The 25,459-nt window shown below is 66.1% G+C and carries 18 protein-coding genes; 10 read left to right on the forward strand and 8 right to left on the reverse strand.

Going from position 1 to position 25,459, the window contains the following annotated elements:
* Positions 1–400: 400 nt before the first annotated feature.
* A complete protein-coding gene (locus ACTXG5_RS20775; RefSeq protein WP_445160584.1) occupies positions 401–1,852 on the forward strand; it encodes a WS/DGAT/MGAT family O-acyltransferase in 1,452 nt (483 codons plus the stop codon).
* Here ACTXG5_RS20775 and uvrA read toward each other — a convergent pair.
* A complete protein-coding gene (uvrA, locus tag ACTXG5_RS20780) occupies positions 1,849–4,776 on the reverse strand; it encodes an excinuclease ABC subunit UvrA (RefSeq protein ID WP_445160585.1) in 2,928 nt (975 codons plus the stop codon). The genes ACTXG5_RS20775 and uvrA overlap by 4 nt on opposite strands.
* Positions 4,777–4,909: 133 nt before the next feature.
* Between uvrA and ACTXG5_RS20785 the strand changes: the two genes are divergently transcribed.
* Positions 4,910–5,596, forward strand: coding sequence for an MBL fold metallo-hydrolase (locus ACTXG5_RS20785; protein WP_445160586.1), 687 nt, complete (start codon positions 4,910–4,912; stop codon positions 5,594–5,596).
* 212 nt (positions 5,597–5,808) lie between these two features.
* Here ACTXG5_RS20785 and ACTXG5_RS20790 read toward each other — a convergent pair whose 3' ends face one another.
* Complete coding sequence (locus ACTXG5_RS20790) at positions 5,809–6,252, reverse strand: universal stress protein (RefSeq protein ID WP_445160587.1); 444 nt, start codon at positions 6,250–6,252, stop codon at positions 5,809–5,811.
* A gap of 317 nt (positions 6,253–6,569) precedes the next feature.
* Here ACTXG5_RS20790 and ACTXG5_RS20795 point away from each other — a divergent pair, with 317 nt between their 5' ends.
* Positions 6,570–8,138: a glycosyltransferase family 39 protein gene (locus tag ACTXG5_RS20795; RefSeq protein WP_445160588.1), complete on the forward strand. Its 1,569-nt coding sequence runs from the start codon at positions 6,570–6,572 to the stop codon at positions 8,136–8,138.
* A 42-nt stretch (positions 8,139–8,180) separates the two neighbouring features.
* A complete protein-coding gene (locus ACTXG5_RS20800) occupies positions 8,181–8,900 on the forward strand; it encodes an MgtC/SapB family protein (RefSeq protein ID WP_445160589.1) in 720 nt (239 codons plus the stop codon).
* Between the two features lies 1 nt (position 8,901).
* Here ACTXG5_RS20800 and ACTXG5_RS20805 read toward each other — a convergent pair whose 3' ends face one another.
* The 4 genes from ACTXG5_RS20805 to ACTXG5_RS20820 all read right to left on the reverse strand — a co-directional run bounded on the left by ACTXG5_RS20805 (position 8,902) and on the right by ACTXG5_RS20820 (position 16,121).
* Positions 8,902–10,305: an MFS transporter gene (locus ACTXG5_RS20805; RefSeq protein ID WP_445160590.1), complete on the reverse strand. Its 1,404-nt coding sequence runs from the start codon at positions 10,303–10,305 to the stop codon at positions 8,902–8,904.
* A gap of 51 nt (positions 10,306–10,356) precedes the next feature.
* A complete protein-coding gene (locus ACTXG5_RS20810) occupies positions 10,357–11,772 on the reverse strand; it encodes an MFS transporter (RefSeq protein WP_445160591.1) in 1,416 nt (471 codons plus the stop codon).
* A 36-nt stretch (positions 11,773–11,808) separates the two neighbouring features.
* Positions 11,809–13,977, reverse strand: a complete 2,169-nt coding sequence (gene uvrB / locus ACTXG5_RS20815; protein ID WP_445160592.1) for an excinuclease ABC subunit UvrB — start codon at positions 13,975–13,977, stop codon at positions 11,809–11,811.
* 71 nt (positions 13,978–14,048) lie between these two features.
* Positions 14,049–16,121: a serine/threonine-protein kinase gene (locus ACTXG5_RS20820; protein ID WP_445160593.1), complete on the reverse strand. Its 2,073-nt coding sequence runs from the start codon at positions 16,119–16,121 to the stop codon at positions 14,049–14,051.
* A 299-nt stretch (positions 16,122–16,420) separates the two neighbouring features.
* Between ACTXG5_RS20820 and ACTXG5_RS20825 the strand changes: the two genes are divergently transcribed.
* The 6 genes from ACTXG5_RS20825 (at position 16,421) to ACTXG5_RS20850 (ending at position 22,681) form a co-directional block, all read left to right on the forward strand.
* Entirely contained in the window at positions 16,421–19,156 is a 2,736-nt protein-coding gene (locus ACTXG5_RS20825) for an FHA domain-containing protein (RefSeq protein ID WP_445160594.1), read from the forward strand.
* A 93-nt stretch (positions 19,157–19,249) separates the two neighbouring features.
* Entirely contained in the window at positions 19,250–19,687 is a 438-nt protein-coding gene (locus tag ACTXG5_RS20830) for a DUF402 domain-containing protein (protein WP_445160595.1), read from the forward strand.
* Positions 19,688–19,729: 42 nt separating this feature from the next.
* Positions 19,730–20,305 (forward strand): DNA polymerase ligase N-terminal domain-containing protein, encoded by a 576-nt coding sequence (locus ACTXG5_RS20835; protein ID WP_445160596.1) that lies wholly within the window; start codon positions 19,730–19,732, stop codon positions 20,303–20,305.
* Positions 20,302–21,300 (forward strand): non-homologous end-joining DNA ligase, encoded by a 999-nt coding sequence (gene ligD / locus ACTXG5_RS20840; protein WP_445160597.1) that lies wholly within the window; start codon positions 20,302–20,304, stop codon positions 21,298–21,300. The genes ACTXG5_RS20835 and ligD (ACTXG5_RS20840) overlap by 4 nt, the downstream gene beginning before the upstream one ends.
* The gene (gene ligD, locus ACTXG5_RS20845) at positions 21,300–22,196 is read left to right on the forward strand and encodes a non-homologous end-joining DNA ligase (protein WP_445160598.1); all 897 of its coding nucleotides are present in this window, start codon (positions 21,300–21,302) and stop codon (positions 22,194–22,196) included. Before ligD (ACTXG5_RS20840) ends, ligD (ACTXG5_RS20845) begins: the two co-directional genes overlap by 1 nt.
* A gap of 68 nt (positions 22,197–22,264) precedes the next feature.
* The gene (locus tag ACTXG5_RS20850) at positions 22,265–22,681 is read left to right on the forward strand and encodes a hypothetical protein (protein WP_445160599.1); all 417 of its coding nucleotides are present in this window, start codon (positions 22,265–22,267) and stop codon (positions 22,679–22,681) included.
* Positions 22,682–22,690: 9 nt separating this feature from the next.
* Here the strand turns inward: ACTXG5_RS20850 and coaE are convergent, their stop codons facing one another.
* Positions 22,691–23,905: a dephospho-CoA kinase gene (gene coaE / locus ACTXG5_RS20855; RefSeq protein WP_445160600.1), complete on the reverse strand. Its 1,215-nt coding sequence runs from the start codon at positions 23,903–23,905 to the stop codon at positions 22,691–22,693.
* Between the two features lie 11 nt (positions 23,906–23,916).
* Positions 23,917–25,362, reverse strand: a complete 1,446-nt coding sequence (gene rpsA / locus ACTXG5_RS20860) for a 30S ribosomal protein S1 (RefSeq protein ID WP_445160601.1) — start codon at positions 25,360–25,362, stop codon at positions 23,917–23,919.
* Positions 25,363–25,459 lie beyond the last annotated feature (97 nt).

The raw sequence follows: 25,459 nt of genomic DNA on the forward strand, positions 1-25,459 counted from the left end.
AGCGGCGCGGGGCGTTCGCCCGGTGCCGCACAGTCGGGGAGGGTTTGCCAACCGCAGCATGGTGGGTAATGTCCGATCTTTTTGGGTGGTCATCTGCGCGCACAAGCCGAGGATTGGCGGCGCGAGGTCAACTGAGCGAGAACGTCTCAATCGGCACAGCAGAACCGCGGCAACGTGCCACCTGCGTCGGGAGGGACGGCGATGCACAGCACGACGCCTTGGCCGGAACCTGCTGGTTCGAAGGACGGCTGCGCCATCTGGTCGAGCACCTGCCTTACACCCCCCTGGGCGTTGCGTGACGTTTGAGGCTACATCAGCCGCCAGATATGCGGCTATGCGCATACTCCCGGTACCTCGACCGGCCTACGCTGACCGCAGGAGCAAAGCGTAGGGGGGCCAAATGCGGCAACTGAGTTGGACCGACGACATGATGTTGCGCGCGGAGACGCCGGCGGCGCCGCTGCAGATTCAGCTGCTGCTGATCTATGACCCGTCGACCGCCCCGGGCGGCAAGGTGACCTTCAAGGGGATTCTTGAGGAACTCGACGCCCGACTGCATCTCGCGGATGTCTTCCGGCGGCGGTTGACCGACTTGCCCGGCGGATTCCATCGGCCCTACTGGGTGGACGACCCCAACTTCGACCTCGAGTATCACGTCCGTCATATCGGATTGCCCCAGCCCGGCGACTGGCGACAACTCTGTATCCAGACTGCGCGGCTCTTTGCCCGGCAGATCGACCTGCGGCGCCCACCCTGGGAGATCACCGTCATCGAGGGACTGAATTCCGTCCCAGGGGTACCGAAGGGCTCGTTCGCAATGGCACTGAAACTGCACCACTGTGCGGTCGACGGGATGGCGAGCGTTCAGATGATCGCGGCATTGCACGACCTTGCCGCTGACAGCCCGCGCCCCGCCGGACCCGACAACCCCTGGCAGCCCGGCCCCCTGCCCTCCACCACGGAGTTACTCTCTCGCACCGCGATCAATGCGGCGCTGCAACCGTTACGGGCGAGTAGCGTCCTCGCCTCCAGCGCCCCTCAGGCGGTACGCGGCTTAGCCGGTCTGCCGGGCAAGCTGATCGGAGGTGTCGTCAGCAGGGTCGCACGGGGTGGGGCGCCGTCATTCCCACCGAAAACCCGCTTCAACGAAACGGTCTCGCCGCACCGCGTCTTCGAGGCGCGGTTTCACGAACTCGCCGATTTCAAACGGATCAAAGCGAGTGTGCCCGGCTCGACGATCAACGATGTCGCGCTCGCCTATGTCGGCGGCGCCCTTCGCGGGTATCTGGATGGCCACGGTGAGCTGCCCGACGAATCGCTCGTCGCGGCCTGCCCGATGTCAATGCGCAAGGCAGGCGATACGAGCAACAACGGGAACGTCCTATTCGGCCGGCTGCAATCACTCGGCACCGACATCGCCGATCCAATCAAACGGCTCGAAGCAATCGCCGAATCCACGGCCAGAAGCCGTTCCGGGTCGGAATCGACCAGAACCCAGCTGCTCGAATTGATCGGCACAGTGCCCACCTCACTGCTCGGGATGACGGCAAAGGCCGCCAGTGCGCTTCCGTTCTCGGGCCCGACGATCGCCAACACGACCGTCACCAACGTGCCCGGCCCCGCCGAACCACTGTTCTTCAGCGGTGCCCGACTGGTCCGCGTCGCTGGTCTCGGACCGCTGATAGGCGGCTTGAACCTGATCCATGTCGTGGCGAGCTACCACGGAACGTTGTCGATCAGCGCTACTGCCGATCGCGACGCCTTGCCGGACCCGGCCAGATATGCCGAATGCATGCAGGAGGCTTTCCAAGAGTTGCGCGCAGGCGCGGGCGCCGCGCCGATCGACTCTTAGGCGCTGACCTTGCGCCTCCGGTTAGTACGCGGCTTCGCGGTGGCCGACGGGGCCCTGCGGCCGACGACCTCGGCGAGAAACTTCCCGGTGTAGCTTTCGGGCACGGCGGCGACGGCTTCCGGAGTGCCCTCGGCGACAACGGTTCCGCCGCCGGCGCCACCCTCCGGACCCATGTCGACGATCCAGTCCGACGTCTTGATCACGTCGAGGTTGTGCTCGATCACGATGACCGTATTGCCTTTCTCGACAAGGCCGTTGATGACGGTGAGCAACTTGCGGATGTCGTCGAAATGCAACCCGGTGGTGGGCTCGTCGAGGATGTAGATGGTGCGGCCGGTCGAGCGTTTCTGCAATTCGGACGCCAGCTTGACCCGCTGCGCCTCACCGCCGGACAGCGTCGGCGCGGGCTGACCCAGCCGGACATAGCCCAGGCCGACGTCGACCAGCGTTCGCAGATAGCGGTGGATCCCGGTGATCGGTTCGAAAAACTCCGCCGCTTCCTCGATCGACATGTCGAGCACTTCGGAGATGGTCTTGCCTTTGTAGTGCACCTCAAGGGTTTCCCGGTTGTACCGGGCGCCCTGGCACACCTCGCACGGCACGTACACGTCGGGCAAGAAGTTCATCTCGATCTTGATGGTGCCGTCACCGGTGCACGCCTCGCAGCGACCGCCCTTGACGTTGAACGAGAATCGACCCGGCTGGTAGCCACGGACTTTCGCCTCGGTGGTGGCGGCGAACAAGGTGCGGATCTTGTCGAACACCCCGGTGTAGGTGGCCGGGTTGGAGCGCGGCGTGCGGCCGATCGGCGACTGATCCACCCGCACCAGCTTGTCCAGATGGTCCAGCCCGGTCACCCGGGTGTGCCGGCCCGGGACTTGCCGAGCGCCGTTGAGCCGGTTGGCCAATACGGCCGCCAGGATGTCATTGACCAGAGTCGACTTGCCGGAGCCGGACACACCGGTCACCGAGGTCAGCACGCCCAGCGGAAACGACACGTCGATGTCGCGCAGGTTGTGCTCGCGGGCCCCGACCACGGTGAGCTGGCGCTTCCGGTCCACGGAACGCCGGCGCTTGGGCGTGGCAATGCTTTCCCGGCCCGACAGGTAGGCGCCGGTGATCGAGTTCTCGTTGAGCAGCAGGTCCTGATAGGTCCCGCTGTGCACGATTTGGCCGCCGTGTTCCCCGGCGCCCGGGCCGATGTCGACGATCCAGTCGGCATGCGCAATGGTGTCCTCGTCGTGCTCGACGACGATCAGTGTGTTTCCTAAACCCCTTAAGCGCGTGAGGGTTTCGATGAGCCGGCGATTGTCGCGCTGGTGCAGCCCGATAGACGGTTCGTCGAGCACGTAGAGCACGCCCACCAAACCGGAGCCGATCTGGGTGGCCAGCCGAATGCGTTGGGCCTCACCGCCGGACAGCGTGGCAGCCGCCCGGGACAGTGACAGGTATTCCAGCCCCACATCGAGCAAAAAGCCGAGGCGCGACTGGATTTCCTTGAGCACCTGCCCCGCGATCGCCTGCTCGCGTGCACCCAGGGTGAGCGCGTTGAGGAAATCGGCACAGTCCGAGATGGACAGCTCGCAGACCTCGGCGATGGACTTCGCAGCCGGCTCTCCCCCAGACTCCCCCGTCAGCGTCACCGCAAGAATCTCCGGCTTGAGCCGCGTCCCCTCGCACACCGGGCAGGGCACGTCACGCATGAAACCCTCGTAGCGTTCCTTCATCTGCTCGGACTCGGTCTGAGCCATCTTGCGTTCCAGGAACGCCAGCACGCCTTCGAAATCGGCGTGGTACGAACGGGTTCGGCCATACCGGTTGCGGTAGCGCACATGCACCTGGTGGTCGGAACCCTCGAGAATCGCCTTGCGGGCCTTGGCCGGCAGTTTGCGCCACGGCGTATCGACGTCGAATCCCAGCGCGTCGCCGAGGCCGGCCATCATCCGGGTGAAGTACTCCGCGGTGTGACCAGTCGACCACGGCGCCACCGCACCGTCGGCCAGGGTGCGATCCGGGTCGGGTATCACCAGATCCGGGTCGACCTCTTTACGGATTCCCAAGCCGACGCACTCGGGGCAGGCACCGTACGGCGAGTTGAAGGAGAACGAGCGCGGTTCCAGGTCGTCGACGGCCAGCGGGTGACCGTTGGGGCAGGCCAGCTTTTCGGAGAACCGTTGCTCACGCGCGTGCTCGTGCTCGTCACGATCGTCGGGAAACTCCAGCACCACAATGCCGTCAGCCAGGTTCAGCGCGGTTTCCACCGAGTCGGTGAGCCGCTGCTTGGCGGCGACCTTCACGGTGAGACGGTCCACCACCACCTCGATGTCGTGCTTCTCCTGCTTTTTCAGCTTCGGCGGATCGGTCAGCGTATGCACCACACCGTCGACCCGAACCCGGCTGTAGCCCTGCGCGTTGAGCTTGTCGAACAGGTCGGCGAATTCGCCCTTGCGGGTACGCACCACGGGAGCGAGCACCAGGAAGCGGGTGCCCTCCGGCATTGCCAGCACCTGATCGACGATTTGCTGCGGGGTCTGACGGGCGATCCGCTCGCCACAGGTCGGGCAATGCGGCGTGCCCGCGCGCGCATACAGCAACCGCAGGTAGTCGTACACCTCGGTGATCGTTCCGACGGTAGATCTCGGGTTGCGGTTCGTCGACTTCTGGTCGATGGACACCGCCGGCGAAAGACCCTCGATGAAGTCGACGTCCGGCTTGTCCATCTGCCCGAGGAATTGGCGTGCGTAGGCCGACAGGGACTCCACGTAGCGGCGCTGCCCCTCGGCGAAGATGGTGTCGAAGGCCAGCGACGACTTTCCCGATCCGGAAAGCCCGGTGAACACGATCAACGAATCGCGCGGCAGGTCGAGGTCGACGCCGCGCAGGTTGTGCTCACGGGCACCCTTGACGATCAGGCGGTCAGCCAAGGCTGCCCCTCTCCGAAACTATCTAGAAACTCTTACTGGCCTGACGACGGTTATTGCGCACAGCGCATTCCATGCTAGGTGCCCCCACCGACAAGACACCCATCCCAGCCGAGGTGGCAGTAACGTGGCCGATATGACAGCCCCGGACGAGCCTAGCGACAACTACACCGGACACGTCGATCCTGGTAAAGCCGCCCGTCGCACCCTGCCCGGGGTGACCATCCTCAAGGCTTCGGTGGGCCCCATGGACAACAACGCCTACTTGGTGACATGTTCCGAAACTGGGGAAACACTTCTGATCGACGCCGCCAACGACGCCGACGTCCTGATCGACCTGGTCCAACGGTATGCCCCGAAGGTATCGCTGATCGTGACCAGCCATCAGCACTTCGACCACTGGCAAGCGCTGGAGGCGGTGGCCACTGCCACCGGAGCGCCGACCGCAGCCCACGAGATCGACGCCGAGCCGCTACCCGTCAAACCGGATCGTTTGCTGGCCAACGGTGACACCGTGCAGATCGGCAAGCTGACCTTCGACGTCATCCACTTGCGCGGGCACACCCCCGGATCGATCGCGCTGGCCCTCGACGGGCCGGCGACCGGCGGCGTCACGCAGTTGTTCACCGGCGACTGTCTCTTCCCCGGGGGGGTGGGCAAGACCTGGCAGCCGGGTGACTTCACCCAGCTACTAGACGACATCACCAGCCGGGTGTTCGAGGTGTATCCGGATTCCACGGTCATCTATCCCGGCCACGGCGATGACACGGTATTGGGCACAGAACGCCCCCACGTGAGCGAATGGCGCGAACGAGGCTGGTAAGCCGCGGGTGCCGCGGTCTCCCTGCGGTCCACACCACGTCGCCGCCCATCGGCAACGACTGTGCGGCGAGGGTTTCGAGTGTGCGTTCAGGGTGCAATTCGGCGTCGATTCTCGCCCTGCTCGCACACTGAAAGCCTTCGGTGCACACCCGACGGGTGGCGTCTACCGCGTGCCAAGCCGTGGGATCGACGGAGTAGGGAGAAATCCGATCGTCAGGTCGTGGTGTGCACAATCAACACGTCGACCTTGGCCCGACGTGACACGTTGGCAGGCACCGAGCCCAACAACCGGCCCGCGATCGTGCTCAGACCGACATTGCCGACGACCAGCAGGTCGGCTTTTACGTCTTCGGCGAGAGTGACCAGCGCGTCAACGGGCGCACCCTCGATGGGGCGCTCCTCGACATTCTTGGCACCGGCCTTGTGTGCCCGCTCCTTTGCGTCTTGCAAGATCGCGTAAATCGGGCCGGTGCCCGACACCTTGTAGCTTTCGTCCTTCAGGACGTCGGCGGCCCGGCCGTCCTGGTGCTGCGGCAGGTACGCCGACGCGATGATCAGCTTGGCGTTGTCCCCGGCGATGGTGGCCGCCCGTTCGACAGCACGTAACGATGAGTCCGAGCCATCCGTGCCGACCACCACAGTCCGATAAGCGGACATTTACCCTCCCAGTGTCGTTTGCCAGGCCAACCAGAAGACAGTATCGGTTATCAGAGCTCGATGGGTCAGATTAACCACACCGCAGCGGCGTGGCGCAACCCCCATTTATCTCGCCACGCTGCAGCAACGGACGGCATTCCCGATAATGAGGCCATGGAGTGCCCCGGCGCAGGCTCGAAGGCCGCGCGTGGCGGCGCTTTCCATGAACGGCGGACGCGACGGGTGAGGGCAACCAGCCGAGTCCGGCCGGCTGCCAGCCGGCCTGGCGAACTGCTGGTGACCAGGTCCATCGGTTGCGCCTTACAGTGACAGGCATCATGGCTACGTCCACCCTCGGGCAGCGCTCCCCGGATCTCATTGCGGAATCCGGGTCCGCAGGCACGCGTGGCCGGCTGCTCGACCCGTGGGCGATCGCCGCGTTGGCTACCGTCATCAGCGCCGCCTGGGCCAGTCGGCCTTCACTGTGGTTCGACGAGGGTGCGACGATATCGGCTGCGGCGAGCCGGACGCTGCCCGAACTGTGGCGACTGTTGGGCCACATCGATGCCGTGCACGGCCTCTACTACCTGCTGATGCACGGGTGGTTCGCGATCTTTCCGCCGACCGAATTCTGGTCACGGGTTCCCAGCGCCCTCGCGATCGGGGCTGCCGCCGCCGGCGTCACGGTTTTCACCAGGCAATTCTCGCCGCGCACGATCGCGGTTTGTGCCGGCGTCGTCTTCGCCATTCTCCCCCGCACTACCTGGGCGGGTATGGAAGCACGCTCCTATGCCTTCGCGGCGGCCGCGGCGATCTGGCTGACGGTGTTGTTCGTCGCCGCGGTCCGCAGCACCAAGCGGCGACTGTGGTTTTTCTACGCGTCGGCGTTGATGGTGTCGATTTTGCTGAGCCTCAACCTGATCCTGCTGGTGCTCGTCTACGCCGCGATGCTGCCGCTGTTGGCGCCCAAGGGGTCCCGGAAGTCCCCGCTCATCTGGTGGGCGGCCACCACGGCCGTCGCGGTCGCTCTGATGACGCCGTTCATCCTGTTCGCCCATGGTCAGGCATTTCAGGTCAATTGGCTTTTCCCGGTCAGCTGGCACTACGCCTTCGACATCGTCCAGCGGCAGTATTTCGACCACAGCGTGCCGTTCGCGGTGCTCAGCGCGGTCATTATGGTGGCGGCGATCGTGGCCCGACTAGCCGGCGCGCCTGCCCCGGCGGGCGATATGCGCCGGCTACTGACCATCTGCATCGCGTGGATCGTCCTGCCCACTGCCGCCGTCGTGCTCTATTCGGCGATCGGCGAGCCGATGTACTTTCCGCGCTACTTGATTCTGACCGCCCCGGCGATGGCGGTGCTGTTGGCGATCTGCATCATCACCGTGGGCCGCCGGCCGTGGCTGATCGCCGGTCTGGTGGTGCTTTTTGTGGGGGCTGCGATCCCCGATTACCTGTTCGTCCAGCGCTGGCCGTATGCCAAGGAAGGCTGGGACTACAGCCAGGTGGCCGACGTGATCAGCTCGCACGCCGCTACGGGCGACTGCCTGCTCGCCGATAACACCGTGCCGTGGCGGCCGGGTCCGATCCGCGCCGTGCTGGCCACCCGCCCGGGCGCGTTTCGATCGCTGGTCGACGTGGAGCGCGGCGTGTACGGCCCGAAGGTGGGCTCGCTGTGGGACGGTCACGTCGCGGTGTGGCTGACGACGGCCAAAATCAACAAGTGCACGACGCTGTGGACCATTACCAACTACGACAAGTCGTTCCCCAATCATCAAGTCGGACAATCACTGCCGCCGGGAGTCTTCGGCCGCACCCCGGTATATCGGTTCCCCGGCTACCTCGGCTTCCACATCGTCGAGCGTTGGCAATTCCATTACTCGCAGGTCGTCAAGTCGACGCGCTGACTTGGTCAGCGCGGCTGGGGCAGCTGGGTTAGCTTGGCGATCATGCAGATCTTGTTGGGGGACCCGCTGTTCGGCGGCGACGTGCAGAACGGCCGGCATCTTCTCGAGCTGGTTGCCGCATTCGGGCTGACGACACTCATCGGGCTGGAACGCACTATTCAGGGCAAGAGTGCGGGGTTACGAACACAAACCATCGTCGGCACCTCGGCAGCGCTGATCATGTTGATCAGCAAGTACGGCTTCGCCGATGTGATCGTCGCCGGCACGGTCGTGCTGGACCCCTCGCGTGTCGCGGCCCAAATCGTGTCGGGCATCGGCTTTTTGGGCGCGGGCCTCATCATCACTCGACGCGGTGCGGTGCATGGGCTGACCACAGCCGCGGCGGTGTGGGAATCGGCTGCGATCGGGATGGCGGCAGGTGCCGGCCTACTGCTACTCGCCAGCGCGGTGGTGGCTCTGCACTTCGTCAGCGCGCTCGCTTTGAGTCCGGTGGAGCGTCAGCTCGCTGCCAGGCTGCGTGGGACCACCCGGCTGCAGATCATCTACGCAAACGGGCGAGGCGTATTGCGCGAGGTGCTGCGGATGTGCGGACAGCGCAAGTGGCAACTCACCGAGCTCGATGCCGACGCCCACGACATCGATGACGGTGAAGTCCGGGTCACGATGACCTTATCGGGCGCGCAAATAGGAAAGGCGCCAGAAACTTTCGCGGCCATCGATGGGGTCGTCGCCGTCCTTCATGCCGAGGACGATGTGGACTAGGTCAGCGCTGATCGCGGACCGCACGATACGAAGCGAAGACACCGGTAGCAGCCACCACCGCGAAGATGGCGTACAACCAGCGGGCCGCCGCCACGTGGCTGACGCCAACCACGTTGACCACCACGCCCGCCAGCCCGGCCCCGAGGGCCGCGGAGACCAACTGGACGGTGTTGATCGCTGCGGCCGCCGCACTGCGTTGCTCCGGGTCGCTGCCGGAATCCATCGCACGCACTGCAAGGTGTGGCCAGGCGATCCCGATGCCCGCCCCGGTGATCAACAGTGCCAGCGCCCACAGCGCGACAAACTCGAGCGGGGCGTGCGTGCGCTGGGTTACCGCGCCCAGCGCCAAGCCCGTTGCCATCACCAATGGCGCGGCCACGACGATCCACCTGATCACTCGCCGATCGGTCAGCGACGCGCTGACGATCTCGCTGCCGGTCCACCCGACGGCCAGCGCTGCAGCAAGAAACCCGGCCTCCGCCGGACTCAGGTGAGCCAACTTCTGACCGAACAACGGCACATAGATATTGGCCATCGCGGCAACCATCGCTATCGACATGGACAGGTAGACCCACTTCGACTGTCCTGGACCAAATACGCTGCGCGGCAACACCGCTGCCTGCATCCGCCCGTCGACGACGACGAAGGCAACGACGAGGAGCGCACCGGCGAGCAGCAGCCCCATGTTCTGCATCAGGGAGCGCGGAAGCGACGCGACGCTGACGGCCAGCGCGGCCGAACCCATCAGCAGCAGCGACCAGATGGGCACCTTGCGGATGGGCGCCACCGGTTGCTGCCCGGCCGAGTCCACCGGGCTGGGCTTCAGCACCATCAAGACCACTAACGCCATCAGCGCGGCCGCGACACCTATTGCGACGTACGCCCACCGCCACAGGCCGAGCTGCGCGAATATCCCGCCCGCGACGGGTCCGATCAGCGTCGACACCCCCCACATCGCCGAAACCAGCGCCGAGCCTCGGGTCCACAGCGCACGCGGTAGAGCGGTGTTGATGAGCGCATAACCAAGGCCAGCCAGGAGTCCACCGGCCACGCCGCGCAACGCACGTCCGGCGACCAGAACCGCCATGCTGGGCGCCGCCACATTCACCACGCTGGCGAGCGCGAACACCGTGAGCCCGATCAGGTACGACCGCCGCGCCCCGATGCGCTGCAGTATCGGATGGACTACGGCGGCCGCGACCACGGAACCAACCAGATACAGCGTCGTCGCCCACGCGAACAGCCGACGACCGCCAATGTCGGCGATGATGGTCGGGAGCATGCTGACGGTGAGAAATTCGTTGGTGGAGTACAGCAGAACGCCGCCGGCCAGGACCGTGCACATCCCGAGGTGCTGACCCAGCAACTCACGCCAAGTGCCGGTCTCGATCACCGTGTCGGTCACTCGTACACCGTAGGGGGTGGTCCCGCGTTTCGTGTGAGACTGGCGCCGACGTCACCGCGGTGCGCGACGATCGCGCTGACTGGCCTTTGCGCTGGCGACGACGGCCGTCGCCGCCAGCACCGCGATGACGGTGTACAACCAGCGGGCCGCCGCCAGATCGTCGGCCTCAGCCACGTTGACCACCACCCCCGCCAGCCCGGCCCCGAAGGCCGCCGAGATCACCTGCACGATGTTGATCGCCGCGGCCGCCGCACCGCTCTCGGCCGGATCGTCGACACAGTCCATGGCCCGCATGGACAAATGCGGCCAGGTCATTCCGATGCCGATTCCGGCAATCAGCAATCCGACCGCCCAGACCACGATGATGCTGCCCGGTGCGTCCGCCTGCTGGGTAGCGGCACCGAGTGCAAGACCGGACGCCATCACCAGCGGTGCGGCCAGGACGACATATCCGATCACCCGCGGGTTGTTCAACGATGCGCTGGCGATCTCGCTGACCGTCCAGCCGATCGCCAGCGCGGCGCCGAGGAATCCGGCCGTGACCGGGGTCAGATGTCCGAGTCGCTGACCGAACAGCGGCACATAGGTGTCGATCATCACCGCCGCCATCTGCACAGCCATGGTCAGGTAGATCCACTTGAGCGGGCCTGCGCCGAATACGCTGGGCGGCAACACCGCTGCGCGACTACGGCGATCGACAACCACAAATGCTCCGAGCAACAGCACCCCGACGACCAGCAGTCCGCTGATCGCCATGGCGTTGCGTGGGAGTTGCGCGACGCTGACCGCCAGCGCCGCAGCGCCGATCAGCAGCAACGACCACACCGGCACCCCGAGCTTCGGACTTGTTGCCGTTTGCTCTTGCCGCGGATCCCGGTCGGTGCCCAGCACCACCGGAACCAATAGGCCCATCAGCGCTGTCAGGATGGCCATCGCGCCAAACGCCCAGCGCCACAAGCCGAATTGCGCGAAGAGCCCACCCATCGCGGGTCCGACCACCGTCGCGACACCCCACATCGCTGACACCAGCGCGGAGCCCCGCGTCCAGAGCGCGCGCGGCAACGTGGAGTTGATGAGCGCATAGCCCAAGCCGGCCAGCGCGCCGCCGGCGACACCCTGCAGAGTGCGTCCCGCGATCAGCACCCCCATGTTCGGCGCCGCCCCACACACCAGGCTCGCGACCCCAAAAACCGCCAGGGACAACAGAAATGACGAGCGAGCCCCGAAGCGATGCAGCATCGAGTTGACGGTGGTCGCCGCGACCACAGACCCAACCAGGTACAGGGTGACCACCCAGGCATACAGCCGGGCTCCGCCGATTTCGGCGATCGCACTCGGTAACAGGCTGACGGTCAGAAATTCGTTGGTGGCGTACATCGCGACGCCACCCGCCAGCACGATCGACGTGCCCAGGTACCTGCCCAGCAGTTCGCGCCAACTGCCGGTCTCGCTCGCGGTGCCGGTCACCCCCCTACCGTATGAGCACGGCGAGGGTGCGGCGCACTATTTCAGGCCCGCAGCGTCCATTCCGCGCAGTTCCTTTTTGAGGTCGGAGATCTCGTCGCGGAACCGTGCGGCCAGTTCGAACTGCAAGTCACGGGCCGCGGCCATCATCTGCGCGGTGAGGTCTTTGATCAGGTCGGCCAGCTCGGCGCGCGGCATGCTGGCCGTGTCGCGACCTTCGAATACGCCGGCGCTGACCGCGCGACCCGGCTCCCCCTGCGCACGCCGGCCACGGGACGCGTTGCGTCCCGACCCGCCGATCGCGACGGTTTGACTGGCCTCGGTGTCGTCGGCCTCGCGATAGACCTGATCGAGGATGTCGGCGATCTTCTTGCGCAACGGCTGCGGGTCGATGCCGTGGGCCTCGTTGTAGGCGACCTGCTTGGCGCGGCGCCGATCGGTCTCGTCGATGGCCTCTTTCATCGAGTCGGTCATCTTGTCGGCGTACATGTGCACTTCGCCGGAGACGTTGCGGGCGGCGCGGCCGATGGTCTGGATCAGGCTGCGCGACGACCGCAGAAAACCTTCCTTGTCCGCGTCCAGGATCGACACCAGCGACACCTCGGGCAGGTCCAGGCCCTCGCGCAGCAAGTTGATGCCGACCAGCACGTCGTAGTCGCCGAGCCGGAGCTGCCGCAACAGTTCCACCCGGCGCAATGTGTCGACCTCGGAATGCAGGTAGCGCACCCGAATACCCATCTCCAGCAGGTAGTCGGTGAGGTCTTCGGCCATCTTCTTGGTCAGCGTCGTCACCAACACCCGCTCATTGGCATCGGCGCGTTTGCGAATCTCAGCGATCAGGTCGTCGATCTGCCCCTTGGTCGGCTTGACCACGACCTTCGGGTCCACCAGGCCGGTGGGGCGGATCACCTGCTCGACGAACTCACCGGCGGCCTGACTCAGCTCGTAGGGGCCGGGGGTGGCCGACAAATACACCGTCTGCCCGATCCGGTCGGCGAACTCCTCCCAGGTCAGCGGGCGGTTGTCCACCGCCGACGGCAGCCGGAACCCGAAGTCGACCAGGTTGCGCTTGCGCGACATGTCGCCCTCGTACATGCCGCCGATCTGCGGCACCGTGACGTGCGACTCGTCGATCACCATCAGAAAGTCTTCGGGGAAGTAGTCGATCAGGGTGGCCGGGGCGGTGCCGGCGCCGCGGCCGTCGATGTGGCGCGAGTAGTTCTCGATGCCGGAGCAGAAGCCGACCTGCCGCATCATCTCGACGTCGTAGTTGGTGCGCATCCGCAGCCGCTGCGCCTCGAGCAGCTTGCCCTGCCCCTCGAGTTCGGCGAGGCGCTCGGCGAGTTCCTGTTCAATCGACGAGATGGCGTGCGCCATCCGTTCCGGGCCTGCGACGTAGTGGGTGGCCGGGAAGACCCGCAGCGAGTCGACCTTGCGCACCACGTCACCGGTCAGCGGGTGCATGTAATAGAGCGCCTCGATCTCGTCGCCGAAGTACTCGATGCGCACGGCCAGTTCCTCGTACGACGGGATGATCTCCACGGTGTCGCCGCGCACCCGGAACGATCCCCTGGTGAACGCCATGTCGTTGCGGTTGTACTGCACGTCGACCAGCAGCCGCAGCAAACCGTCGCGTGGCACCTCGTCGCCGACCTTGAGCTCCACCGACCGGTCCAGATAGGACTGCGGGGTACCGAGGCCGTAGATGCACGACACCGAGGCGACCACGACGACGTCTCGTCGCGACAGCAGGCTCGAGGTCGCCGAGTGCCGTAGCCGCTCGACGTCGTCGTTGATCGAGCTGTCCTTCTCGATGTAGGTGTCCGTCTGGGAGATGTACGCCTCGGGTTGGTAGTAGTCGTAGTAGGACACGAAGTATTCGACTGCGTTGTTGGGCAACATCTCCCGCAGCTCGTTGGCCAGCTGCGCGGCCAGTGTCTTGTTGGGCGCCATCACCAGGGTGGGCCGTTGCAGCCGCTCGATCAGCCACGCGGTGGTGGCCGACTTTCCGGTGCCGGTGGCGCCGAGTAGCACCACGTCGCGCTCCCCCGCCTGAATCCGCCGTTCCAGGTCGTCAATGGCGGCCGGCTGGTCGCCGGCCGGAGAATGCGGGCTGACCACCTCGAAGCGGCCGCCGGCGCGCACGACCTGGTCGACCGCGCGGTACTCCGAATGCGCGATGACGGGGTGTTCCGTGGCGAAAGCCATGTCACCAGGGTAGAGGCGATCACCGACAAGTGCCCCGGTGCTGGCCTTCGGACGGATATCGCCGGCGGCTGTCAGTGCCGGGTCCACATCCGGGTGACCGGATCGCATTGCAGCAGATAGCCGTCGTTCGAGGTCGACATCGCGAACACCGGGACGTCGGGCAGGTCGCACGAGCTACCCGCGGCGTGCACCCCGGTCGCGATCGGGGCTTTGTCCCACGAGGTGCCTTCACACACGACCTGCTGATTGCTGGTCGGGTCGTACGCGAGTTTGTCGACGTCGGTGCACAACCCGCCGAGGACCGCCGGTGCCGGGTGCGCCGGTGTGGTCGAGGTGTTGATGACCTGGTTGGGATCGGCCAAGGTGACCGCCGCCGGCGCGTCACCGACCCGGGTGGCCACGACGGGCACCCGCACCACCGCTCCCTGTGCGCCGCACTCGTTGCTCAGCACGGTTTCGGTTTCGGTGCCGCGCAGGGTGCCGTCCGGTTGGGGGGCCAACGACCAGGCAACGGTCTCCTGCTGGGTGGCCCTCACCTGTCCGTTCGGCTGGCGGCAGCCGACCCGCTCTTGCTGAGGCGCGCCCTGCCAATATCCGCCGACGAAACGTAGGGTGTCGGTTTCGCCGCCGTCGGCGGTGCTGGCCACTTGGTGGTTGGCGTCGTCCAGCATCGCGCCGGTGGCCGCACATCCGTTGGTGGCGCATGCGGAACGGAATGCCCACCAATTGGTGTCCGAGCCGTCGTGGCGGATCGGGACACCGTTGGTGGTCCGCTTGGTCCGGTCATAGGTCAATTGGTAGGTGCCGTTGAGAACCGGTCCCCCGGGTTTGGGCGCGACACTGGCGGCGGGTGCCGACGGTCGCGAGGCCAGCGCGGGGTTGGGTTGCGGGCTTTCCGGCTGGAAGGAATACAGCGTCGACCACGTTGCGGCCACGGCGATCAGCACCGCGCAGACCAGCGCAGCCGACCACCGGGTCCTCGACGAGAACCGGTGGTAGGCAGCTGATACCAGACCGCGGGCCCCGCGGCGCCGGTGTGGCATGATCGCAACGCCACCGGCCCGGGTGCCCCGGGCGGCCTCCGCGACCTCGACGTGCTCACCGATGGCGGCGGCGAACGCGCGGCACCGCTCGAACCGCTCGGCGGGTTGCTTGCCAAGGGCTTTGAAGAACACGTCGTCGAGGTGCGCCAATTCCGGGCGGTAGTCGCTGAGCCGGGGCGGCTCCTCGTGCAGGTGCTGGCTGATCACCGCGATCGGGTTGGAATGCTGGAACGGCGGCGCGCCGGCGAGCAGATGAAATGCCGTGGCGGCCAACGCATATTGGTCCGCGCGCCCATCGATGTTGGATCCGGTCAACTGTTCCGGCGCGGCGTAGGCGACCGTGCCGACGGCGACATTGGTCTCGGTGATCCCGCTGATATTTCCCAGGTGCCGGGCTACGCCGAAGTCCGCCAACAGGATTCGCTGATCGTCGTCCCCAGGATGGGTGAGCAGAATGTTGGCGGGTTTGACGTCGCGATGCAGCAAGCCGCGATCGTGCGCGTAATCGAGTGCGCCCGCGACGGCCTGCAGAATCGCGTACACCTCATCGATCGGCATCCCGTCCTGGTAACGCTCTTTCACCAGCCGGGACGCGTCGGTGCCCTCGACGTAGTCCATCGAGATCCAGAGCTGACCGTCGAATTCACCACGATCGTGGACGCCGACGACGTGCGGGTGCCACAGCGTGGCGGCGAGATCGGCCTCCCGGTTGAACCTTTCGCGAAACTCGCTGTCCGCGGTGACGGCCTCGGCGAGGACTTTGATCACATCGCGGCGCGGCAGCCGGGGATGCAGAGCCAGATAGACCTCGGCCATCCCGCCGGCGCCCAGCGGCCGCAGGATGGTGTAGCCCGCGAATGAAGCGCCGTTGGCCATCGCAAGGCGTGACCCGCTGACCTCGCTGCCCTCGTAGGCCGGGGCTTCCGAGGGTTCTGCGTTCGGAGTCGAGTTGACCGGCGGGACATGGCGAAACAGGTGTGCGACGGTCGCTGAAGGAAGCGATTGAAACCCCGCGCGCAGCGCCTGACCGGCCAATCGCGGGTTACTCAGCAGCCGTCGGCCGCTGCCGAGGCGCCGCGTTGGGCGCTTCAGCTCATCCATCTGTGGTTGCCCCCTCATGTCTCGGCATTGGTGCGCATGTCGCCACTACCCGATGCGGCGTGGTGCTTGCACCCGGATCGGGGCCGCCCCATTGCGTTGTCCCGGCGCACCAAACTCTCATGCTTTGGCGGTCCGGCCAGATCCCCCTCTGACCCCTCCGGTTCGAATCATGCCGGATGCGGATAGGCGACAGGCTGCTGGACGCTATGAACTGGCTATGAAGCGGCCGAAGCGACACAAAGCCAAGTCACAGGCGAGTCCAATGGGGGGCACTGACTCGCCGGGCCGATACTTGAGTAGTGAGTCGACCCGCCCCTCCTGTCCTGACAATCCGGCACGACGGGTCTCAACGAACCTTCGCCGCAGGTCACGAGGTGACCGTCGGGCGCGATCAGCAGGCCGACCTGCGCATCGCCGACCCGCGGATATCCCGTGCGCACCTGATCCTGCGCTTCGATCAAGGCCGCTGGCTGGCCATCGACAACGGCTCGCTGAACGGGACCTACGTCAACGGCTACCGGATGCCGGTCATCGATATCCACGACGGGCAGAGCATTAACGTCGGGAATCCCCAGGGACCGCGGCTGACCTTCGCCATCGGACCGCAACAGGGTCTGATCACCGGACCTCCCCAAACCAGGTCGACGCCGAATTCGGGACCGCCCACGGTCGCCTGGTCCGCGATGCCGGATCAACCGACGACTGCCGGGCAGCCGGTCCCACCGCCGCCGCGTCAGACCGGGAGCCGGTCCAACCCGGCGCCCCGGATGCCGCCCAAGCCACCGCCGCGGCAGCCCCAAATGCCAGGCCCGCCACGGCATCCCGGCACACAGCCGCGCAAGGCGCCGCCGCCCCCGCCACGGGTGCCACCGCCGCCGGGGCCGCCGCCGCGTGCGACACCGCCCGAAGAACTGACCGTCGTCAACGCCGGCTCGCTGGCTGGCCCGCAGACGGGCACCGGCACCGGTCCACGGGCTGAGGTGGACTCGACGCCGCCCGCGGAGTCCACCGTGATCGACGCCAAGACGGCCGACGTGTCGAACCTCGCCACGCGATTTGTGAGGTTGCTCTCACCGCGCTCCTCGTCGGCCGCGGGCACAGCCGGCGCCATGACGATCGGCCGCGCGCCCGAGAACGACATCGTCGTCTCCGACGTCCTGGCCTCGCGTCAACACGCGACGCTGATTCCCACGCCGCTGGGTACGGAGATCCGGGACAACAGCATCAACGGAACGTTCGTCAACGGCACCCGGGTCGGGTCGGCAATCTTGAGCGACGACGACGTCGTCACCATCGGCAACGTCGACCTGGTGTTGCGCGACGGCAACCTGATCGAACGCAGCCAGGCCGCCACGCGCGCCGGCGGCCTGGAAGTGCGGGACGTCAAATACGTCGTCGAAAACGGAAAACAACTGCTGGACAACATCTCGTTGACCGCGCGTCCCGGGACGTTGACCGCCGTGATCGGTGGATCCGGCGCCGGGAAGAGCACCCTGGCCCGGCTGATCGCCGGATACACCACACCCAGCTCCGGCTCAGTCACCTTCGAGGGCCACAACATTCACACCGAGTACGCGTCGTTGCGCAGCCGGATCGGCATGGTGCCGCAAGACGACGTCGTGCACCGCCAACTGACCGTCAACCAGGCGCTGGGCTATGCGGCCGAACTGCGGCTGCCACCCGACACCAGCAAAGCTGACCGCGCCAAGGTCGTCACCCAGGTGCTCGAGGAACTCGACCTGACCAAACACGCGGAAACCCGCGTCGACAAACTGTCCGGCGGCCAGCGCAAACGCGCCTCGGTGGCCCTGGAACTGCTCACCGGCCCGTCGCTGCTGATCCTGGACGAGCCGACCTCAGGCCTGGATCCCGCGCTCGACCACCAGGTCATGATGATGCTGCGACAGCTGGCCGACGCCGGCCGCGTGGTGATCGTGGTGACGCACATGCTGTCGTACCTCGATCTGTGCGACCAGTTGCTGTTGGTGGCACCGGGCGGCAAGACGGCCTACTGCGGCCCGCCGGACCAGATCGGCACGGCGATGGGCACCAGCAACTGGGCCAAGATCTTCACCAAAGTGGGCGCCGATCCCGAGGAAGCCAACCGGCGCTTCCTGGCCCAGAAGGAGGCCCAGCGGCGGCCCCAGAAACCGTTGGTGGCCAAGGACGATGAGCCGGGCGAAATTGGTGAACCGGTCCACACCAGCGTGCGGCGCCAGATCTCGACGGTCGCCCGCCGCCAAATCCGTCTGGTCATCGCCGACCGCGCCTATTTCATCTTTCTGGCGCTGTTGCCGTTCATCCTGGGGTCGCTGTCACTGACGGTTCCCGGCTCGAACGGATTCCATCTCCCCGGCGCCAACGCCGGCACACCCGACGAATCGGCACAGATACTGGCCCTGCTGATGCCCGCCGCGGCGTTCATGGGCACCGCGCTGACTATCCGCGACCTGGTCGGTGAACGCGCCATCTTCCAGCGCGAGCAAGCGGTCGGGCTGTCCACCACGGCCTATCTGCTCGCCAAGACCGGGGTCTTTTGCGGGTTTGCGATCGTGCAGTCGGCGATCATCACCGCGATCGTGGTCATCGGCAAGAGCGCACCGAGCCAAGGGGGCGTGCTACTGGGCCACGGCACGGTCGCGGCCACCGTCGAGCTGTTTGCGACCGTCGCGGCGACCTGTGTCGCGTCGGCCATCCTCGGCCTGGCCATTTCGGCGCTGGTCCGCTCCAGTGAGCAGATCATGCCCCTGTTCGTGGTGGCCGTCATGGCCCAGCTTGTGCTGTGCGGCGGCATGGTCCCGGTGACCGGCCGGCTCGGGCTCGACCAGCTGTCGTTCGTCATGCCCGCACGCTGGGGTTATGCCGCCGCGGCGTCGACGGTCGACCTGCGGCACCTGGTACCGGATTCGCTGCTTTCCCAGGACCGGTTCTGGCAGCACACATCGAAGATCTGGCTGCTCGACATGGGCATGCTGGCCGGGCTGTCATTGCTCTATCTCGGCTTCGTCCGGTGGAAGATCCGGCTGCGCCGCTGACCGTCGCGATCCCGATAAGGTGACGCCATCCATCCACCGAAACACGAAACCTTCGACCTCCTCGCCCGCACCAACACCGATCCCAAAGGCATCGTGCGGGCGGTCGACGAGTACGCCGTGCACCCCTGGGGTCTCTACGTCGCGCGACCCACTCCCGGCCGAACCCAGTTCCACTACCTCGAGTCCTGGCTGCTGCCATCGCTGGGACTGCGCGCCACCGTGTTCCACTTCAACCCTGGCCACGAGCGTGACCACGACTTCTACCTCGACGTGGGCGAATACACCCCCGGCGCGGACACCTGGAGCTCCGAGGACCACTACCTCGACATCGAGGTCCGCTCCGGCTCCGGCGTGCGAGTGGCCGATGTCGACGAGCTGCTGGAGGCGGTGCGGCACGGCCTGCTGACTCCCGAAGTCGCCGAGCAGGCGGTGCAACGCGCGCTGCACGCCATCGAAGGTCTGGCCCGAAACGCCTACGACCTGCAGCGCTGGCTGGCCGGCAACGGTATCGAGCTCACCTGGCGCCCGTGAACCCGGGCAGTTTCGGATTCTGCGCTGGGGTAACTCTCCGATATGCCCTTGAGCGAATACCGGCGCAAACGGAGGTCCGGAAACAGCCCCGAACCGCGCGGACGACTGGGACGTAAACGCCGCGCCGGCAAGAGCGGGCCCCGCTTCGTCATCCAGCACCACGCGGCCCGCAGCGACCACTACGACTTCCGCCTGGAAATCGACGGCGTGCTCGTCTCGTGGGCGATACCCAAAGGGCCGTCGACGAACCCGAAAGACCGGCGGATGGCCCGCCGCACCGAGGATCACCCGCTGGACTATGCGGGATTCGAAGGGGTGATCCCCGACGGCGAGTACGGCGCCGGCCCGGTGATCGTCTGGGACCGCGGCAGCTACGCCAACGCCACCGAGCGCGACATGGCCGAATGCCTGGACCGCGGGCACCTTTCGTTCCAATTGCAAGGCGAGAAGCTGCACGGCGGCTTTGCGCTCACCAGGATTCGCGACGGCAAGGACGAGACCTGGCTGCTGGTCAAACGCAGAGACGAGGACGCCGACGCCCGGCGCAAACCGGTGAAGAGCCAACCCGAATCGGTGTTGTCCGGCCGCACGCTGGACGATCTGGACACATCGTCATGACCGACCTCGCCGGTCTGCCCGACTCGGTACGCGTGGCACTGCACGACGAGCCGGTTCCGGATTGGTGCGCTCCCACGCTGGCCACCCTGACCGACAAGCGGTTCAGCGACCCACAGTGGATCTTCGAGCGCAAGTTCGACGGCATGCGGTGCCTGGCGTTTCGCGACGGCGATCGAATACAGCTTCTGTCACGAAACCGCAAGCCGCTCAATGGAACCTATCCGGAACTGGTCGACGCACTCGCCGCGCAGCACACCGCCCGATTCGTCGTGGACGGTGAGGTCGTCGCGTTCGAGGGACGCCGCACCAGCTTCGCCCGGCTGCAGGGGCGGCTGGGCATCACCGACCCCGAGGTGGCCCGCGCGTCGCGAATCCGGTTCTACTACTACGTTTTCGACCTGCTTCACCTCGACGGCAATCGCACCACCGAGGTGCCGCTGAGGTGGCGCAAACGACTGCTGCGCGATGCGATCAGCTTCGACGATCCGCTGCGCAACACCGCGCATCGCGTCGGCGACGGCTTGGCCGCGTACCAGGCCGCGTGCAAGCGCGGGGACGAAGGGGTGATCGCCAAGCTGGCCGATTCCACCTACGACTCCGGCCGGTCGAGGAATTGGCTGAAGTTCAAATGCGTCCGCGACCAAGAATTCGTTGTCGGCGGCTACACCAGGCCACAGGGCAGCCGAATTGCGTTGGGCGCGCTGCTGCTCGGTTACCACGACGGCAGCGACCTCGTCTACGCCGGCAAGGTCGGCACCGGCTTCGACGAGGCCACGCTGCAGAGCCTGCACGAGCGGCTGTCTCCCATCGAGCAGGACGCACCGCCGTTCACCCGGGGGCTGGTGCGCGAGAACGGCGCTCGCTGGGTGCATCCGGAGTTGGTGGCCCAGATCGGGTTTACCGAGTGGACGCGCGACGGCAAGCTCCGGCATCCGCGATACCAAGGCCTGCGCACCGACAAGGATCCCGGCGACGTGATCCGCGAGACACACTGATGGCACGCATTGAGGTCGAGATCACCCACCCGGATCGGGTCATGTTCCCGGACCGCGGAAAAGGCATCACCAAGCGGGAGCTGGTCGACTACTACGGCGAGGTGGCCGGCGCCATGCTGCCGCACCTGAAAGGACGCGCGCTGACCGTGCAACGGTTCCCGCGTGGGATCGGTGAAACCGGCTTCGTACAACAGGATTTCGCCGAGACGTTGCCGGACTGGATGAGCGGTGTCGAAGTAGCCAAGGAAGGCGGCACCCTGGTGCATCCCCTGGCCGAACGCCCCGAGGCCCTGCGCTGGCTGGCGAACCAGAACTGCATCACCCTGCATGTGTGGCAGTCGCGGCAAGACACGCTGCACCATCCCGACCGGCTGGTTTTCGACCTCGATCCTTCCGACACCGATTTCGCGGTGGTGCGTGCGACCGCCCACACGATCGCCGACGTACTGGACGACCTGGGGCTGGCGCGCTACCTGCAGACCACCGGATCACGCGGGCTGCACGTCGTGGTGCCGTTACGCGCCGACGCCGACTTCGACACCGTGCGGCAATTCGCCCGCGATGTCGCCGACGTCGTGGTGGCCGACGACGATGCACACCGCACCGTGGAAGCCCGCAAGGACAAACGGGGCGGCCGGGTGTATCTGGACATCATGCGGAACGCGTACGCGCAGACGGCGGTTGCGCCGTATTCGGTCCGGCCCCGCGCCGGCGCGCCGGTGGCCACCCCACTGGAGTGGGACGAACTGGACGCTCGTGGGCTGCGAGCCGATCGGTTCACGATCCGTGACCTCCCCAAACGGCTGGCCGGGCAACGTGATCCGTGGGCAGACATGTCCCGGCACGCCCGCTCACTGAACGGGCCGCTCGAGCGGTTGGCGAAACTTCATGCCTGAATTGCGCGTCCTGCTGGCCCGGGAACTCGTGTGGTTCCCGCAGCGAGCTGGGCGTAATCTCGTCAGCTATGAGCCCTCGTAAGCACAGGTGGATGCCGGTGGTCGCGGTGACCGTGATCGCGGCCGGCTCGCAGTTGATTCCGGCAACGGCGCGCGCGGACCTGCACAACATCACCTACCGGGCCAGGATCGACGCACTGACGACCGGCAGTCAGGCCACCTTCATCATCAACGGCGGCCAGACGAACACTACGAACCTTCCTTCGATACCGGGCAACGCGTTCGAGGCCAACACCGTGTTGCCCGATCCGGGGCAAGCCGGCTTGCGGATTGTGCTTCATTTCCCGTACGCGGCGAACGTGCACTGCGAGATCGACGTCGACGACAACGTTTTCACTCAGGCCGACCAAATGGTCCGTCCGGCAGTCGGTAATTCCGATCCCAATAGCGGCGCGCTGCAATGCGGAGCACCGTTGCCCACGTAGGACGCCCGGCTAGGGCCGCCAGCCGGTGAAATCCGCCCACTCCCAGGCTCGGCGGTAGGCGTCGGCAAACCACGGCTCCTTGGCTTCCACGTACACCGTCGTGTCGCCGTTCGCGCGCTCTTCGGCCTCGCGTTTGACGGCCAGGTAGCCCACCCGTTCCGCAGGGTTGGCGGCCAGCCAGTCAACAATCAGCAAGGCGAACTGCTGATTGGGCCAGCCGGCCACCCTGATGTGCACATTCGTTGGACGTCCGGGATCAGCCGAGGCATGGATTCGCTTCTGCCACAAGGCCGGATCGTCGCTATGGTCGTACTCGCTGACCGTGCTGCGGGCGTCGAGCTTGATGTCGTCCTGCTTGATGTGTTCGATGCGCGGGTAGCCCGCCGACAGCAATGCCTCGCCGAGTTCGTCTGCCACTGCCAGTGACTCGACGGTGAGCTGGATGTCGATGACGTCCTTGGCGTCGAACTCCGGCACCGCGGTCGATCCAATGTGGTCGACGCGCAACGCCTTGTGGCCGCAGGTCGTCGCCAGCCGGGCAACGATGCGGCGCGCCTGATCCGGCCATGTCGGATCGGCCGGCACGACCCGCGCCGCTGCGCGGACGACCTGTCGCTCGGCCACGTTGTGGGCGAACGGCACGATACGGTCGTTCCACACCTGGCGGGCCCGCGTGACCAAGTCCTCTTGGCTGCCCGAGTTGTCCAGCCAGATGTCTGCGACAGCGCGACGCTGCTCGTCGTCGGCCTGCGCCGCGATCCTGGCGCGGGCATCTTCCTCGGGCATGCCGCGCACCTCGACCAGCCGACGCAGCCGCAGCTCGACATCGGCGTGGACGATGACGACCAGCGGAAACAGCGGCGCCATACCGGATTCCACCAGCAGCGGAATGTCCTCGACCACCACCGCGTCCTGCGGCACCGATGCGATGATCTCCGCGCGCCGCTGCCCCACCAATGGGTGAATGATCCCGTTCAGCTTCTGGCGCGCCTCGTCGTCGGGAAAAGCCTTGGCAGCCAACGCCGGCCGATCCAGCGATCCGTCCGGTTGCAGGATGTCCTCACCGAACGCCTCGACGAGCGACGCCAGCCCTTCGGTGCCCGGCTGGACAACCTCCCGGGCAATGACGTCGCCGTCGACGATGACCCCACCGCATTCCGCGAACGTGGCAGACAGCGCCGACTTCCCGGCGCCGATGCCACCGGTCAACCCGATGCGCAGCATCCGCTAGGCGACTATGCGTTGCCGGCGAGCTTTTCGCGCAGCGCGGCCAGTTGTGCGTCGCTGGCCAGCGAGCCGCCCGCCTCCTTCGGCGAGGACCCACCGTTGCTCGGCGCCTGGTCGCTACCGCCGTGGTCGGCCGCCTCAGCAGCGGCGAACTTCTCCATCTGCGCGGTGTGCATCTTGTGCCGGCGCTCGGCCTCGGCGTAGCGGGCCTCCCACTCGTTGCGCTGGGTGTCGAATCCTTCGAGCCATTCGTTGGTCTCGGGGTCGAAGCCCTCGGGGAAGATGTAGTTGCCCTGCTCGTCGTAGCTGTCGGCCATGCCGTACTTCGCGGGGTCGAACTCGTCGGTGTAGTCCTCGTTGGCTTGCTTGAGCGACAACGAGATCCGGCGGCGCTCCAGGTCGATGTCGATGACCTTGACCATCGCGTCGTCTCCGACGGCAACCACCTGGTCGGGCACCTCCACGTGGCGCTCGGCCAGCTCGGAGATGTGCACCAGGCCCTCGATGCCCTCCTCGACACGGACGAACGCACCGAACGGAACCAGCTTGGTGACCTTGCCGGGAACGATCTGACCGATCGCGTGGGTGCGGGCGAAGTGCCGCCACGGGTCTTCCTGAGTCGCCTTGAGCGACAACGAAACCCGCTCGCGGTCCATGTCGACGTCGAGCACCTCGACGGTGACCTCGTCGCCCACCGTGACCACTTCGGACGGGTGATCGATGTGCTTCCAGGACAGCTCGGAAACGTGCACCAGGCCGTCCACACCGCCCAAGTCGACGAAGGCGCCGAAGTTGACGATGGAGGAGACCACACCCTTGCGGATGGTGCCCTTCTGCAGCTGGTTGAGGAACTCGCTGCGCACCTCGGACTGGGTCTGCTCCAGCCAGGCACGGCGGGACAGCACCACGTTGTTGCGGTTCTTGTCCAGCTCGATGATCTTGGCTTCGATCTCCTTGCCGATGTACGGCTGCAGATCGCGCACGCGACGCATCTCGACCAGCGACGCGGGCAGGAAGCCGCGCAGCCCGATGTCGAGGATCAGGCCGCCCTTGACGACCTCGATGACGGTGCCCTTGACGGCCTCGTCCTTCTCCTTGAGCGCCTCGATGGTGCCCCAAGCGCGCTCGTACTGCGCACGCTTCTTGGACAGGATCAGACGGCCCTCTTTGTCCTCCTTGGTGAGAACAAGGGCCTCGACCTCATCACCGACGGAAACGACCTCATTGGGGTCGACATCGTGCTTGATGGAGAGTTCGCGGGCGGGGATGACCCCTTCGGTTTTATAGCCGATATCGAGGAGCACCTCGTCCCGGTCCACTTTGACGATGGTGCCTTCGACGATGTCGCCATCGTTGAAGTACTTGATCGTTTTGTCTATTGCGGCGAGAAAGTCCTCGGCGGAGCCAATGTCGTTGACGGCTACTTGCGGCGAGGTGACGGTGGGACTCGGCATTTGTTGGGTTGCTCCGGACAGGTTGGGTCGTAGGGACAAAACAGGGATTGCTTAACGAGGCTACTCGACAGGGCACACGCTGGACAAACCCGCCCGG

This window comes from Mycobacterium sp. Dal123C01 (assembly GCF_052566995.1).

Coding starts and splice junctions, on each gene's coding strand:
- ACTXG5_RS20775 (WP_445160584.1), top strand. CDS start 401: ATGCGGCAACTGAGTTGGACCGACGACATGATGTTGCGCGCGGAGACG.
- ACTXG5_RS20785 (WP_445160586.1), top strand. CDS start 4,910: ATGACAGCCCCGGACGAGCCTAGCGACAACTACACCGGACACGTCGAT.
- ACTXG5_RS20790 (WP_445160587.1), bottom strand. CDS start 6,252: ATGTCCGCTTATCGGACTGTGGTGGTCGGCACGGATGGCTCGGACTCA.
- ACTXG5_RS20795 (WP_445160588.1), top strand. CDS start 6,570: ATGGCTACGTCCACCCTCGGGCAGCGCTCCCCGGATCTCATTGCGGAA.
- ACTXG5_RS20800 (WP_445160589.1), top strand. CDS start 8,181: ATGCAGATCTTGTTGGGGGACCCGCTGTTCGGCGGCGACGTGCAGAAC.
- uvrB (WP_445160592.1), bottom strand. CDS start 13,977: ATGGCTTTCGCCACGGAACACCCCGTCATCGCGCATTCGGAGTACCGC.
- ACTXG5_RS20820 (WP_445160593.1), bottom strand. CDS start 16,121: ATGGATGAGCTGAAGCGCCCAACGCGGCGCCTCGGCAGCGGCCGACGG.
- ACTXG5_RS20835 (WP_445160596.1), top strand. CDS start 19,730: ATGCCCTTGAGCGAATACCGGCGCAAACGGAGGTCCGGAAACAGCCCC.
- ligD (WP_445160597.1), top strand. CDS start 20,302: ATGACCGACCTCGCCGGTCTGCCCGACTCGGTACGCGTGGCACTGCAC.
- ligD (WP_445160598.1), top strand. CDS start 21,300: ATGGCACGCATTGAGGTCGAGATCACCCACCCGGATCGGGTCATGTTC.
- ACTXG5_RS20850 (WP_445160599.1), top strand. CDS start 22,265: ATGAGCCCTCGTAAGCACAGGTGGATGCCGGTGGTCGCGGTGACCGTG.
- coaE (WP_445160600.1), bottom strand. CDS start 23,905: ATGCTGCGCATCGGGTTGACCGGTGGCATCGGCGCCGGGAAGTCGGCG.
- rpsA (WP_445160601.1), bottom strand. CDS start 25,362: ATGCCGAGTCCCACCGTCACCTCGCCGCAAGTAGCCGTCAACGACATT.